This window comes from Thermococcus litoralis DSM 5473, from assembly GCF_000246985.2.
In the GTDB taxonomy this organism is placed as follows: Archaea; Methanobacteriota_B; Thermococci; order Thermococcales; family Thermococcaceae; genus Thermococcus_A; species Thermococcus_A litoralis.
In genome coordinates this window covers 51989-64844 of the sequence record NC_022084.1, presented here as the reverse complement: position 1 = coordinate 64844, position 12856 = coordinate 51989, and the positions used below count along the sequence as shown (strand labels likewise).

General features: G+C 39.5%; 16 protein-coding genes. 3 read left to right on the top strand and 13 right to left on the bottom strand.

All coding sequences use genetic code 11. The features are described from left to right. The first annotated feature begins 304 nt into the window (after nucleotides 1-304). Nucleotides 305-550 (top strand): hypothetical protein, encoded by a 246-nt coding sequence (locus OCC_RS12735; RefSeq protein ID WP_020953557.1) that lies wholly within the window; start codon nucleotides 305-307, stop codon nucleotides 548-550. A gap of 1 nt (nucleotide 551) precedes the next feature. Next, nucleotides 552-1679, top strand: coding sequence for a DUF835 domain-containing protein (locus OCC_RS00335; protein WP_004067447.1), 1128 nt, complete (start codon nucleotides 552-554; stop codon nucleotides 1677-1679). 13 nt (nucleotides 1680-1692) lie between these two features. Here the strand turns inward: OCC_RS00335 and OCC_RS00330 are convergent, their stop codons facing one another. From OCC_RS00330 to OCC_RS12365, 8 genes are all read right to left on the bottom strand, one after another. Further along, the gene (locus OCC_RS00330) at nucleotides 1693-2334 is read right to left on the bottom strand and encodes a Ribonuclease P protein component 3 (protein WP_004067450.1); all 642 of its coding nucleotides are present in this window, start codon (nucleotides 2332-2334) and stop codon (nucleotides 1693-1695) included. Beyond that, the gene (locus tag OCC_RS00325; protein ID WP_004067452.1) at nucleotides 2331-2786 is read right to left on the bottom strand and encodes an RNA-binding protein; all 456 of its coding nucleotides are present in this window, start codon (nucleotides 2784-2786) and stop codon (nucleotides 2331-2333) included. The genes OCC_RS00330 and OCC_RS00325 overlap by 4 nt, the downstream gene beginning before the upstream one ends. A gap of 361 nt (nucleotides 2787-3147) precedes the next feature. Continuing rightward, complete coding sequence (locus tag OCC_RS00320) at nucleotides 3148-4185, bottom strand: hypothetical protein (protein ID WP_004067454.1); 1038 nt, start codon at nucleotides 4183-4185, stop codon at nucleotides 3148-3150. Continuing rightward, nucleotides 4186-5097 (bottom strand): DUF4855 domain-containing protein, encoded by a 912-nt coding sequence (locus tag OCC_RS00315; protein WP_004067456.1) that lies wholly within the window; start codon nucleotides 5095-5097, stop codon nucleotides 4186-4188. It lies immediately after the preceding gene. A gap of 192 nt (nucleotides 5098-5289) precedes the next feature. Next, complete coding sequence (locus OCC_RS00310; protein WP_004067458.1) at nucleotides 5290-5712, bottom strand: hypothetical protein; 423 nt, start codon at nucleotides 5710-5712, stop codon at nucleotides 5290-5292. Between the two features lie 556 nt (nucleotides 5713-6268). Further along, nucleotides 6269-7117, bottom strand: coding sequence for a hypothetical protein (locus OCC_RS00305; protein WP_171814822.1), 849 nt, complete (start codon nucleotides 7115-7117; stop codon nucleotides 6269-6271). Between the two features lie 80 nt (nucleotides 7118-7197). Further along, nucleotides 7198-7803, bottom strand: a complete 606-nt coding sequence (locus tag OCC_RS00300) for a hypothetical protein (protein WP_004066316.1) — start codon at nucleotides 7801-7803, stop codon at nucleotides 7198-7200. Continuing rightward, on the bottom strand, nucleotides 7772-8185 hold the full coding sequence (locus tag OCC_RS12365; RefSeq protein WP_148290369.1) for a hypothetical protein: 414 nt from the start codon (nucleotides 8183-8185) through the stop codon (nucleotides 7772-7774). Before OCC_RS12365 ends, OCC_RS00300 begins: the two co-directional genes overlap by 32 nt. A 42-nt stretch (nucleotides 8186-8227) precedes the next feature. Between OCC_RS12365 and OCC_RS12485 the strand changes: the two genes are divergently transcribed. Further along, nucleotides 8228-8395: a hypothetical protein gene (locus tag OCC_RS12485; protein WP_171814821.1), complete on the top strand. Its 168-nt coding sequence runs from the start codon at nucleotides 8228-8230 to the stop codon at nucleotides 8393-8395. A gap of 290 nt (nucleotides 8396-8685) precedes the next feature. Here the strand turns inward: OCC_RS12485 and OCC_RS12360 are convergent, their stop codons facing one another. From OCC_RS12360 to OCC_RS00270, 5 genes are all read right to left on the bottom strand, one after another. Then, on the bottom strand, nucleotides 8686-9246 hold the full coding sequence (locus OCC_RS12360; protein ID WP_020953553.1) for a hypothetical protein: 561 nt from the start codon (nucleotides 9244-9246) through the stop codon (nucleotides 8686-8688). Further along, a complete protein-coding gene (locus tag OCC_RS00285; protein WP_020953552.1) occupies nucleotides 9206-9598 on the bottom strand; it encodes a hypothetical protein in 393 nt (130 codons plus the stop codon). Before OCC_RS00285 ends, OCC_RS12360 begins: the two co-directional genes overlap by 41 nt. A 185-nt stretch (nucleotides 9599-9783) precedes the next feature. Then, nucleotides 9784-11517 (bottom strand): hypothetical protein, encoded by a 1734-nt coding sequence (locus tag OCC_RS00280; RefSeq protein ID WP_004066317.1) that lies wholly within the window; start codon nucleotides 11515-11517, stop codon nucleotides 9784-9786. Continuing rightward, nucleotides 11514-12059 carry a hypothetical protein gene (locus OCC_RS00275; protein WP_004066318.1) on the bottom strand — a complete coding sequence of 182 codons (546 nt, stop codon included), beginning with the start codon at nucleotides 12057-12059 and terminating at the stop codon, nucleotides 11514-11516. Before OCC_RS00275 ends, OCC_RS00280 begins: the two co-directional genes overlap by 4 nt. A 191-nt stretch (nucleotides 12060-12250) precedes the next feature. Further along, the gene (locus OCC_RS00270; RefSeq protein WP_004066319.1) at nucleotides 12251-12835 is read right to left on the bottom strand and encodes a 50S ribosomal protein L15e; all 585 of its coding nucleotides are present in this window, start codon (nucleotides 12833-12835) and stop codon (nucleotides 12251-12253) included. Nucleotides 12836-12856 lie beyond the last annotated feature (21 nt).

The following is a 12856-nucleotide window of genomic DNA, read 5'->3' as shown; positions in this document are numbered from 1 at the left end:
TATGTATGGAAACTGATGGTATAAAACGTATTCTTGAGAAAGAAGGATGGGAAACTCTATTAAAAGGGAGATTGGCTCCGTTAGTGAAGTACACGCAGAAGATTCTTGAAAAGGATAGAATAAATACAGTGAGAACTACTCCTCAGCTTCTGTCGCTTTTTTACAAAAAAGGGAAGACATCGAAACGATCTTCACAGGAGGCGTTAAGATAACCCCTCAAGTACTCAGGGAGATAAAAGAAGAATTTACAAATGCTACTGTTATCCCCTTTTATGGCCACTATGCGTTTGGAGATGCAGTAGGAATGCTTAAAAATAATGAAGTTATATATTACCCTAACTATCCGTTCACTATAGTATTTCCCCTGATCCAAAAAGATGGGAAGTTTAAAGTTGTTGGTTATGGCGAGAGGGGAAAGACAGCTCTGATAATAGCACGGCCTGAGCTTCTGATAGTGAAAGTGGAAAACGAGACTGTTACTAGATCTCCCCCGATAAAACCCTTTAAGTGGGATGGATATGGAAATCCCACTCGAAAGGTAGGTGATTAAGATGCCTGTAGGGGATGCAATTGGCATGATATGTGGAATGGTAGTAATACTCTTTGACTTAATGGCATTCCTCTTGATTTTGCGAGTATACTTCAAGACAAAGAGAAAATCCGCTCTCTTTATCTCCCTAGCATGGCTCTTTGATTTGTTCACTGTGCTCCACTATAGCTTCCTATCACTGGGATATACAGTGAGTGTCGTATACCGGCTTGGAATTCTCCTGAACACAGTAGCTGCCCTGATGTTCGTTGGAATAGTTAAATGGCTTGAAGAAGAAAAAATAGAAATAGCTCCCCATTACGTAGAAGTGTTTTCTTTATTGGGACCAATTGTAGTTTTATATTTGGTTGCAGTTGGTACGCTAATGGAAGCAAAAGCCCAAGATCTCAGAGGTTTCCTAGTGTTAAGTAGTTTCCATGGAATAGCAGGGTTACTCTTCATGTGGCTTGGATACTTAGTCAGAGAAATAAAGGATATTTATGGAAAGAAGATAACTTATCTTTCAGTAGTCTTGTTCATATTTGGTCTTCACTTGCTTCCAATTCCCGTAACTTACGCTCTTCCTGAACAGGCAATATTTGGATCAGCAGTTTCTGCATTTCTCATAGTAACCCTAACGGTATTAATGATAAGGCTTACATCCTCTGAAGAGTTCCTCAGGCTAAAAACAATGGAAATCCACGAAGTTGAGATAGAGCCGGGTGTCAGGATAATAAACCAAGAAGAGTACAAAAAGGTAAAAGAGAAGCTGAAAGATGTGCCTGTGCTTGCGTTTGTTAGAGCTTTGAACAATATCCCCGAGAATTGGACTTCCTATTTCGTAACCACGGCCACCAAAGAAAGTAAGGTAGAGGCTATCTCGCCTATGAACTTAGAAAGAATGACAGAGCTCTCGTACAAATACCTAAAAGCAATGGAAGAAGCCGGGAGCAGAGGAATTATATTAATAGACTGTCTGGAATACTTGATCATGTACAACGAATTCACAAGCGTGATAAAGTTCCTAAACAAGCTGAAGGACTTTGTCGTTAGCCATAAGGGAACTTTACTCCTTGTTGCGGAGAGAGATGCCTTTGAAGACCAGCAGTGGGCACTGCTAACTCGCTTGCTCGAAGAAGCCAAAGAATAGCGTTTCTAGGCTTTTAAGACCTTTTCAACTTTTTTAGCATCATTTCTGGATAAAAGCTCAGAGATGCTTTTGCCTGTGGAATCTCCATTCCGATGTTTATTCCAAGGCTCATTAAGTCCCTTGGAAAACGTACTTCCCATTTGGATTCAGCTGAGGAAGTTAGAAATCTAGGGGTTTTATACTTCTCCACAAGCCTCCAGTTTTTCATCATAAACTTCAATATGTTTGCCCTTTCATAGGGAGTTGCCTTCAACAGAGGAGCAAGAGAAAAACCCACAGCAACATTGTTTTTAGCCGCTAACCTCGCAAGGACATGATCAAAGCCGGAATCCTTTCTCCCGTATTCTGGGGCTATCACCGCATCAACCTTGTTCTCTATCGCGAATCTAACAACCCTCAGATTTCCCCCCTGCACATAGATGAGGGAATTTGGGATCCTTTTTCTTATTTCTCTTATTAGGGAAGGCTTTTCTGTAATAATCAGCAGCGCAACATTTTTGTACTTTTCTTTAAGCCCTTTAATCTCGCTTTTAAGCTCATCAAAGTTTGGAGAATTTTTTAGGTGAATCTTTTTTGTAAAAACTACCTCATCGTACCATTCTTTGGCTTGATTGTAAGCTTCCTCACTCCTGATGTCCATTTCAATCCACTTCATTCACTCAACCACTCCTTGATTGCCTTCACAACGCTTTCCTTTTTCATTGGGAATGCTTTAACCTTTATCTTCACTTGGATAACGTCTTCTCCTTCACCAACCTCCGCTTCTCCTAGGTATGCCTTCTGCTTGTTGAAGCGAATGAAAAACGTTCCCGTATCATCAACCTTTTCTTCGAGATTTTCTAAAAGATATTCCTTATCCTCTTCGCTTAAAAGTTCCTTAATGTGCTCCAGCATCTTTTTTACGCTTCTGCTTCTCTTTACCTCGGCGTTTATGACCTTTATTGGATTTCCGAAGTAGCCTTCGGTTTCAACTACCTCAAACTCTATGTCCTCAGAAGGAATGTCCTCTGGAAAAAAAGTCCCCATAGCCTCGAGAACCTTTTCTGGATCCTCGGTTGCGTGGGCAAAGGTTGACACTCTTATATGATGAGCCTGAAGCTTTGCCATGTCTTCACCCCTTTGAAGTTTTGAGAAGATTGTTTAAAAGCTTTTAACTCTCAAAATACCTATTGAATTTCATTGTTCTTCACTTCCTAAATATACCCGTCACAACAATTTTCATTGTTTGGAAAAGGTTAATTATGAAACCAGACTCCAAATTTTTCAAAATGTTATCTTCTTTTTCTTAGGAAAACTAGCAAAACAACTACCACAACCATAAGACTGCTCAAAATAACTGTTCTTGAAGAACCCTTGTTCTTTGACCTCTCAGACAATGCCAAGAGCATCTCCGGAGTCATGTTCTTAAATTTACCGTCTTTAAAGGAATGTATCATAAGAGTATAAGCGGGGTTTATATTGGCCTTCTTTACTTGGTCTTTTTTAGGTGTAGAGCTCCTATCAGAGCCAAACTCACGATTATAACCAGTAAAAGGAAAATCCAAGAAGTGTTTTCTTTTGTATCTTCCGGGACATAATATGTGTCTGAGTTGGCAGTGGAGTTTAAAGATTTGGGTTCAGAGGAAGCAGGGGCGGTTGTTGGTATATTATATGTCGCATAAGGAGGCGCCAAATTCTCAAATTCGTACTTTATAGAGAGTTTGAACCCTTTTAGCTCCGGTGAAATCTTGATCCTCAACAAGGGATAAGGCTTGAGAGACTCACCATCAAAATAGAATACATAGAGCGGTTTATCAAACAACTGCGAAAGTTTTTCCCAAGTTATCAGTTCTTTCTTCGCTTTTTCCTTCAACAGAAACCTACCATCGATAGTGCCGTTTAGGTATAGAAGATACTGATAAGAAAGCCAGTATGTAAAGTTAAAGTCCAGCAAAGTTGTTCCAACACGCTTTCCGGGTCTTTTGATTACCGTAAAGTTATTTTCAACGGCATCTATCTTAATGGATGGAACGATTATAATCCCCTCTTCATAAGAAAATGCCACTAAATTGTTTAACAAATCCCCGCTCCATAAATAAGATAAAAGCTCTTTGATGGGCACTTTATAGGTGGTGGAGTTGAACAAAAATACCACATAATCCCCCTCAAGTTTTCCAGGCACTGGAAGGACACTTCTCTTTACTTTGGTCAGAAGTTCAGAAAGAGTTTTGTTTTGATAACCGTATTCATAATACCAACCAATATGATGTGCACCGCTTGAGTTTACAAGGTAAAAGTGGGCACGCTGAGTGGTTGGATCATATTCCGCAATGCACTCCCCAAAGTTTTGGGGTTTAAGATTATAAAAACCAGTGCTCACGTAGATAACACCTTCGGTCGTCGGAGCAACAGTTACCTGAAAACCTGAAGAACAAAAATCAACAGTGAGAGTTGGAGCGGCATAAGATGGGGAGTGAGCAAGTAAAGAAAACAACAGCACAAAGGAAGCAAGAAATTTAAATTTCAATTAGACAACCCCCATGCGTTTGAGGTAGTAGTCGAACACTTCATCCACAACATCAAGGGTTACACCAAAGTAGTATGCTAAATTCTCATCAAGCCTTCTTAATACATCATGTTGCACAAGATAATAATCACTGGCGAGTTTGAGACAAGCGTCTTGATTACCACAATTTCTGCAATTTCCATTCATGCCTAATACACATTCATCTGCTTCCATTTCAATGTGAACTTTTGAGGATCTCATGCTTTTTAAAGTTGCTAACCATTCCTTGAATTCAGTGTAAGAATAGGGATATCTATCAGAACTATTCATATAGTAATTTGACTGTACAAATATATAGTCAAAAGCTTCCAAGGATGCAGTAGACCATATATCAGTATTTTCTAGAGCATATGTATGAGCTGAAGGAATCCAAATGAATTCAAGCCCGTGATCATGAATTTTGTCTGCTATATCTAAAAGTGCATTTGGGTTTATTACGGACTCATTTTTGCCTTTTTGATAATCCGTAAACATCCAGGCATATTCCAGCTCCCAGTAAAATCCTTTGAGATTTGGATCATTAACAGCGAGCACTCCATCAATCCAATCGAGCCAATAATCCCCGGTATCAATATTACCTCTTCCACTCTTATTTTCATGAGAGGGATCATATGGGTAGTATGGCATTGAGATATAATACTCAACTCCTGTTCCAATAATGGATTTTGTGAATGTTGCCAGCTCTTTCCCATCTTCATATCCATTTCCACTGTTTTTGGCATCGAATCCACCAAGGGTTGTGACAACAGCAATATCAAATCGCTCTTTAAAGTCTTCAACTGTTGCCTGACTTTTGTTCAATGTCTTTAGCCTAGAGGTGTATCTTCCAGAGGAAGAGTCCCATTTAACATACCACAATCCAAACTTTGCCATTTGGTCACCTCAATAAATAGTCATTTTGTAATACTTTTTAAGCTTTTTGATTTTTAATACTTTTAATAGTATAAACAACATTTTACTCCTATAAGCGGTTTGAAGTTGCTTTGTTGGCTTCCCACTAAGCTTTAGAGAACCAGAGAGTTGATATGAGATATAAAAAGTAGAAAATGATGAATTAACGCTCTATTAGAGACCTTTATCTTGTTTACGCTTTCTCCAAAAGTAACCTATTGAAAATATCATAATTATTGCGAGAATGTAAGTCGGGTATCTAATACTCCCTCCTTCATTGGAGACAATGATATTAATCTCTGGCTTATTCTTTTCCCAATCTCCATTGTACAGGCTTAAAGCAATCAAAGCGTATGCATAACCGTCAAAGCTTAGACTTTCCCCACTACTTTGTAAAAATTCAATTCCGCCATTAAACCCTTTATACTCGGTTTTATTTGCTAGGTACAACCAAATCAGGGCTATTGAGGTTGAATATACATCGTGATTCCATGATTTATCCAGTTTGGGGAGAGGGATTATGTAGTAAGTCCCATTGGTTTCAGAAAAGTGGAGTATTTGGGAGGCAACATAAGAACGAGAGTTTATGTAGTTCATAGGGAACTCCGGGTAAATCTTCATACTTTTGTTGATTATCCCCAACTTCTTAAAAGCGCCTGACTTTTGAGGATTTATCTTTCGCAAACCCTCTATCTTTAGAACTGCAATCTCCTCTTCAGGGTTTAATTGGGGCTTGATTTTCCCGTTAGCAACTCCCCGGATTACTCTTTTGAAGGCCTTGCCTTTCAGGGCGGGGATGCCGTGTTCGGAAATTCAGCCCTTTAAAACCAAAACCCTTTTAAACTTCATAGTGTAGTAAGGCCTCGAAGAGGCCAAATTTGATAACCCGATGAGATGAGGGGGTTGCGTTACCACTCCGACTTGGAGTGGTTAGGACGCTGTTAAGCGTCCTTGAAAGACTGCCCTTCGAGGCAGTAAAAACTGAAGGTTTGGCCTCTGAAACCATAACCCCGAGTCCCCTTGGGGGTAGGGGTAACGGGGGCGAGACCGTCCCCTCGGGCTGAACCGAAAGGCGGTAACGGGAGTAGGGAATGAGTCGCCCGTAAACCTTCCTGCTATTGGCGAGGGGTTAGCTCGTTGGAACCCTCACCTTTCAAGGCGGGAAGGAGGTCAGTTTGCTCTCTTCCCACATTTTATTTATCAAAGAAAAGCGAAGGAGCTTGAGTTCATACTTGGTGCTATAATTTTCGTAGAAGACGAAGAGCAAAGTTGCGTTTCCTGAGTATTGGGATTGCTTAAAGAGCGAACTAAAGAACTCTAAAGTTTCGTTATTGAGCTTAAAGCCTTCTTCTCTTAAGTAAAGTAATGGTAAAGTTAGGCTTTCATAGGGCATTCTGAAATCCCTGTAGGGCATTGGAAAGAGAAAACCCACAAAAAGATTGTCAAAAGCATAGTTTCTGGTTAAGTTCTTTGTATTCAGGTTAGTCCTAAACCATTGCCAAGAATCAGTAACATTGTAGCCGAGTTTATGTAATAGGGCAGTGGCATAAGCTGTTGCAACTAAGCTTGGAAACTCCTCAATTCTTTTAATTCCTGTCCTTTCCCAGTCCATGTAAACTGTAGACGTCCAATACTCGTTTGTTTTGTTAGCCAAGAGAAATTTAATTCCCTTGGTTACAACTTCGGAGTTTGGGGTTTCTCCAGCCTCAAGAAGAGCCAGCAGAGCGAGAGCAGTTCCAGCGGCTTTTGACTTCTCCCAGTAAACCCATTCACCCTCTGCCTTTGGGTAATCGTTGGTAATTATTGGAGGAAATGAGCCGTCTTTTAATTGTTTTGATTTTATTCCCTCCACCAGCCTCTGGAAGTCTGGAGAATCCCTTGGAAAGCCGCTTCTTGCAAGGGCTATTACCTTGAGGCACGTTAGATAAAACTCATCGCTCTCTTTAACAAAACTGTAACTTGAGATTCCATAATTTTTAGCGTAGGAGTAGAGCGTTTTCATTTGATATTCTTCTATGCTATGCAAGGAGATGCTCTGAACTAATGAAAATGAAATAAGAATTAAAACAAAAGTTACATTTCTCATTTTAACTTTCTCCTCATGAGATAAAATCCAATTAGAATAAACACTAAGATTAAAACAATAGTAACAAGCTTATCATTAAAGTTTGAGACTTCTACTGAACTTGAAGGTAGGGGTGTTAAAATTGTTGTGTTTGTTTTATTAGCTCCTAAAAATTCCTTGAGCTTTGGAGTCAAATTTTCAATTCTTTGCCCATCGAATTTTAAAACTATCTCACTATCTGCTAAAATCCACTCTTTCCCATTCCATCCAATCCATTTTATCCATGAAGCATTGTTTAAAACTTTCTTAAGAGTGCCATTGAAGAAGTAAAGGGATGAGCCATTATAAAGCAACCAGCCCTTAGGGCTCCAAAAAATGTTGGTGTCTTCCTCAAACTGCTCCCTACGGCAGTCAAGTGTTATGTAAAAGAGCTTGTGAAATTCAGATGCATTAAAGTTTTTGAGATTTATCTTCCCCGCTCGAACAATGTTGTCTGAGACTTCATAGAGTGTGCCATTAGCAAAAAGCAATGCTTTACCCTCATGAAACTCTGACATTTGAGCTTTAGATTTCACAATTATTTCAAGTTTCTTAATTTTTTGTATCATAACGGTAAGTTCCACTATCGTTCACCAAAAAGAGTCTCTTATTATATGCTCCTATGATTGTGAAGTTCCTGCGAAACTCTGCAACTCTTTTGAAATCTCCTGGAAGGTGATAATCACCCTTCGAAGGTTCTATAGTGTAGAGTGTTCCGTTGTAAAGCAGATAGATGTTTTCAGAATCATAAATGAGTTGGGAATCATTGAGAGAGAATGAGGATATTATCTTCAGCATTGGAACAGCATCTATGAGAATTACAGCTTCGGTAAAGTTTTGATTAAAAATCGCTAAGGCGCCGTTCTTGAGATTGCGAACAAAGTAAATGTATCCTTTTTGAGCTAGCAAAGGGGAAGAGACATTTCTGAAATCTCCCGTTAAATATCCATACTTCTTCACCTTCACTTGTCCATCCTTGATAGTAGACAACCAAAGGAGGGAATCAAAATGCTCCAAATTGCACCACATAGAGAAGCAGTAAAAGGGATGGAGTACAAGGTAGTAATCTCGATTCCAGAAAATACTCACTGCTCCATCATTCCGAAAGCTGAGCAATTCCCTAAATTCCCCACTGGGATAAAGGTAGCCATAGTGATCATACACCCTACCAGGTAAGGGTCTATCACACCCCTCACATCCATAAAAAAGACATCCTTGAGGAGAACAATGAATTGGATTCATAGTAAAATTGGAGCAAACGTTGATTTTGCATGGAAATGCTGTCAAGTTCAACAGCTCAAATCTATCCTCTGAAGGAGAATAAACCACTAAAAGTTGAGTTGATGAATTTGTAATGTTAAAAATTGTTGGGTTTCCTATTAGAGCGTTGTTAATAGTCAAAGAATGAGCTAAGTGAGTAAAGAGGAGCATTAAAAAGCAGAAAATGAGAGGCTTTTTTCTCATTTTCACCACTTGGGGCACGTATTTCTAATGTATGGAACTATGTTTATGTCCCAGTCAAAGTAATATGCCCTATTTTCCCATATACTGCCACTTATGGCTTCTTGAGAAGACACATAATCACATGCCCTCTGTAATTTATACTCAGAACTTCTAACGGCACCATCAGCCTCCATTTCTATATAAACATTGGAAGGATTACTGTTTTTTATCCATCTTAGAATATCAACTAAGAGGCTGTAAGTGTACTCTATTTGGTTGCAGTTTGCACCAATCTTATCTGCAAAGTAGTATCCTGGTTGCGGAAATACATAGTCAAAGTACTTTGACAACAGAGCAATTTCCGAGTACTTATCTAACCACAGTATTACATCATTATTTGTTATTACTCCATCACCATCTTGGTCTGTTATTGTTCCGGAGCATAGAACACTCCTTAGTGTAGGGATCCAAATAAACTGTAAATCTTTTCCAAGATCTCTTCCTACTTCTTGAATACGTCCTAAGATAGTGTTGATTTCATATTCAGTGATACGTCCACTTTGTATAGGCTTGGCATCCTCCAAACTCCAATAGAATCCCTGTAAAATAATAACTTTCAATGCTAGCAACTCCATCAATCCAACCCTCCCAGTAACTCAAGCCCCTCTTTCCTCCACTGGGAGTAAAATAGGGTATTGTTACTAAATATGGAATACCGCTTGCTCCATCTAACCATCCTTTCACTCTCAAAGCAAGCTCTCTGCCATCGTTATATCCATTACTATATAAAGAACCACTGAATTTTGTTCTTGTTCCTTCTCCATCCAAAGCCACTGCAAAGTCAAATCCATTAATATACAAATCATCTGGTGTTGCATTGCTAACTTGGGTATATTCTCCAGTGTATTTGTACCACCACAGTACATACTTTGTCATAATGTCACCTCAATTAATAGTCATTCCACGACGCTTTTAAGTCTTTTGATTTCTTAATACTTTTGATAGTATAAATAACATTCTACTCCTCTAAACAGAGTCCAGAATTATTATTCTGAAGCTAAAGGGAGCTTGGAGGGCCAAAGTAAAATATAAAGGTGGGAAAGGACGGGGTTAATAACTTTTTAGAGATTTCCACCAAGTTCATCTTTGTTCATGCTCCTCCATAAAAAATAACCTCCGATGGTTACTGAAAGTATCATAACTAGCACAAGGATGTAAGCTAGATACTTAGTATTCTCCCCGTCATTACCAATTTCTGGGCGGTTTCTCTCCCAGTCTCCACTATACAAGCTCAAAGCAATAAGAGCATAAGCATAACCATCAAAGCTTCTTGAGCCATCCTTAAGGCCTTTAGTCCCCAAGTATTCAATCGCCTTTTGAAAGCCTTCATAAGTGGTTTCATTGGAAGCATAAAGCCATATTAAAGCTACTGCCGTTGAATAAACGTCACTGCTCCATGAATAGTCAAGGATTGATGGAGGGAATTCATTTAAAAAGCACTCTTTACTTAACTCTGCTTCTTTATTGCACCTTGAATTGGAGTAAATCATGAACATTGTATCGAGGACATCAACTTTAGATGCTAGAATGGCACCAGCACGTGCATTGGTAGACCTAACTTCAATTTTAATGCTCTCATTTGGGAACTTGAACCCGTAATATGCATAAAATTCTCCCTGATAATCTTCCCTAAGAGTTCCGTTTAGAACTATCAGGGGAGTCATGTTTACTACAAAGTAAGAAGACCCTTTATATTTGTAGCCGGAGATCTCAAGGTAGATGTATTTTTCTGGAACTTTTTGACTTTCTTTTAGAGCTTCGAGTATCGTTCTCGTTGCATTATTTTCAAAAATTAAACCTTCCTCTCTCAAGTAGAGCAAAGGCAAAGCTAGGCTCTCATAAGGATCCCGATAGTCAAAATCATTCACAGGAAAGGCTAAATCTTCTCTCCACCACCATTTTGGAGGTCTTCTGTGAGAGTAGTAGATCTTTAGTTCACCTGGTTCTAGATCTTTTGTTGAGATGTTTGCAAATTCGATACAACAGGAACTTAAGGGTCGATTTATTAAGTTGTCGAGAGTAAGATACTCTTGTAGAAATTTTAATTCATCCCTGACATCATAACCGAGCTTGTGGAGAAGCGCTGTTGCATAGGCCGTTGTTGCAACTCCTGGAACTTCAATACATACACTAAAGCCTCCCCTATCCATTCTGCAAACTCTTGTTGTCCAGTAAGCCCCGTGAGTTGCATTGCTCGGAAAAGCGGATCTGCAAGGTATGATAGTCCAGTTTTCACCATAGCAACCCGGGACAAATCTACTAACATTTTCATCAGGATAGTAGGGTTTTCTTTTCATGGTTTCTAAGAGATATTGGACGCCTTTTTGAATTACTTCGGAGTTTGGGTTTTCGCCTGCTTCGAGGAGAGCTAATAAAGCCAAAGCCGTTGAGCCTGCTTTGGAAGATTCACAATACTCGAAGGTCATTCCATCAGTACTCCAAGGGTAATAAATTGTTTCTTGGAGCGGAACCGCTGGAAAAGAACCATCTCTTTCTTGCAGGCTTTTTATCGTTTCCCTTAATTTCTCAAGCCTACTTTCGTTATATCCACTTCTAACGAGTGAGATAGTCTCAATGTAAAGATAGTAAATCTTTAGAGGGGAAATCCCCCAATAAGAGTGGCAAGTGTATATAAAACTCGGGAACATATTGTAGTCAGGAAAATATCCGTTAGCTGCTCCATTCTTTACTTCCAAAACCTTTTCTTGGTACTCCTTTATTGGGCTTTGAGCATTTGCAGGGAGGGGTAGAATTAAAAAGAATACGAAAAACCATAGAACTAATTTTCTTGTCATATCCTTTCAATACCTCCTCTCATTACCAAGCTCCTATAATTATAGAGTATTATCCCATCAAACCATTGGAGCGCTTCATCTATAACCTCTTGTAAATCTGACGTCCAGTAGTGTGGGTCTTCAACAGTCATTAAAAAATACAATCTTTTACTTGTGCCTGATGTTGAATATTCAGAAGCTGAGTCACCATTCTTGGCTAAATCCCTCATCCACTTTACATACATCTCATTTGGGGTGTAGTACATCAACATTGCAACGCCTGCATCTAAATATCTTGTTAGACCCTTATTGTCATCGTAAGCCTGTCCAAGATTCCAAGCCTTCATGCAACTGTAATCTACATGATCTCTTGGAGTATGTAATACTCCAAGAAAATTTCCAGAGTACAACGGAAGATTATTAGTCATGTATACCCTCAGTACTCCAGTAGCTTCTAAGTTTGCTCTTACAACTTCTGGGCTGTCGGAGGGAGTTTGGTCTTCATGCACTCCCAAAGTTATTATTACATAGACGGGTTTGTCGTCCGGTATTCTTAACGTCATAACATCACCTCAACCCATAGTTCTTGTTATGACTATTTAAACTTTTTGATTTTTTTAACACTCTTATTAGTATTAATGAAATTTCGCCCTGTTATTCAGGTTTAGTTTGACCATCTAAAATCACAAAATTGATAATTAGAGATTAGACCTAAATGCACAGATCTAACAGAAAAGAGAATAAGAAAAGCAAATCACTTACCCCTTCCTCTGTGAGCCCTAATGCTTGGTCTGACTTTCTCGGCACCCTTACCCTTATTGAGCAGACCTCTGCTTCTCTTTCCAGCGCTTGTGAGTCCTCTAAAGACTCTACCCTTGTGGGCTTTTCCAGCAATCCAGGCTATCTTTGGATCTGACTTGATGACTGGGTGGTGTGGATCAACTAGGATAACCTCAAACCACTTGTACATACCGTCCTCGCCAACCCAGTATGAGTTGAGAACCTCAAGGTTGGGGAACTTTCTTGCAGCTTTTTCCTCAGCAATCCACTGGAGGGACTTCTTTGGTGAGTACTTAACTTGACCCATCTTTGAGGGCTTTCTTCCGCCCCTCCACCTTGGTCTTTTCCTTCCGCCTTTTCTCACTCTAACTCTAACAAGAACGTAACCCTGCTTCGCCTGGTAGCCTAAACTTCTAGCCCTATCAAGTCTGGTTGGTCTCTCAATCCTAACAACGCTTGGCTCCCTTCTCCACTTAATCATCCTCTGCTTCAAGAGTTCTCCAACGTAGCTCTTTTTTGGGCTCTTCCAGGCTTCCCTAATGTATTTGTACATTCCCATCTTTTTCACCTCGTTCTTCAC

Coding starts and splice junctions, on each gene's coding strand:
- OCC_RS12735 (WP_020953557.1), top strand. CDS start 305: ATGCTTAAAAATAATGAAGTTATATATTACCCTAACTATCCGTTCACT.
- OCC_RS00335 (WP_004067447.1), top strand. CDS start 552: ATGCCTGTAGGGGATGCAATTGGCATGATATGTGGAATGGTAGTAATA.
- OCC_RS00330 (WP_004067450.1), bottom strand. CDS start 2,334: ATGAAGTGGATTGAAATGGACATCAGGAGTGAGGAAGCTTACAATCAA.
- OCC_RS00325 (WP_004067452.1), bottom strand. CDS start 2,786: ATGGCAAAGCTTCAGGCTCATCATATAAGAGTGTCAACCTTTGCCCAC.
- OCC_RS00315 (WP_004067456.1), bottom strand. CDS start 5,097: ATGGCAAAGTTTGGATTGTGGTATGTTAAATGGGACTCTTCCTCTGGA.
- OCC_RS00310 (WP_004067458.1), bottom strand. CDS start 5,712: ATGAACTACATAAACTCTCGTTCTTATGTTGCCTCCCAAATACTCCAC.
- OCC_RS00305 (WP_171814822.1), bottom strand. CDS start 7,117: ATGAAAACGCTCTACTCCTACGCTAAAAATTATGGAATCTCAAGTTAC.
- OCC_RS12485 (WP_171814821.1), top strand. CDS start 8,228: ATGCTCCAAATTGCACCACATAGAGAAGCAGTAAAAGGGATGGAGTAC.
- OCC_RS00285 (WP_020953552.1), bottom strand. CDS start 9,598: ATGACAAAGTATGTACTGTGGTGGTACAAATACACTGGAGAATATACC.
- OCC_RS00280 (WP_004066317.1), bottom strand. CDS start 11,517: ATGACAAGAAAATTAGTTCTATGGTTTTTCGTATTCTTTTTAATTCTA.
- OCC_RS00275 (WP_004066318.1), bottom strand. CDS start 12,059: ATGACGTTAAGAATACCGGACGACAAACCCGTCTATGTAATAATAACT.
- OCC_RS00270 (WP_004066319.1), bottom strand. CDS start 12,835: ATGGGAATGTACAAATACATTAGGGAAGCCTGGAAGAGCCCAAAAAAG.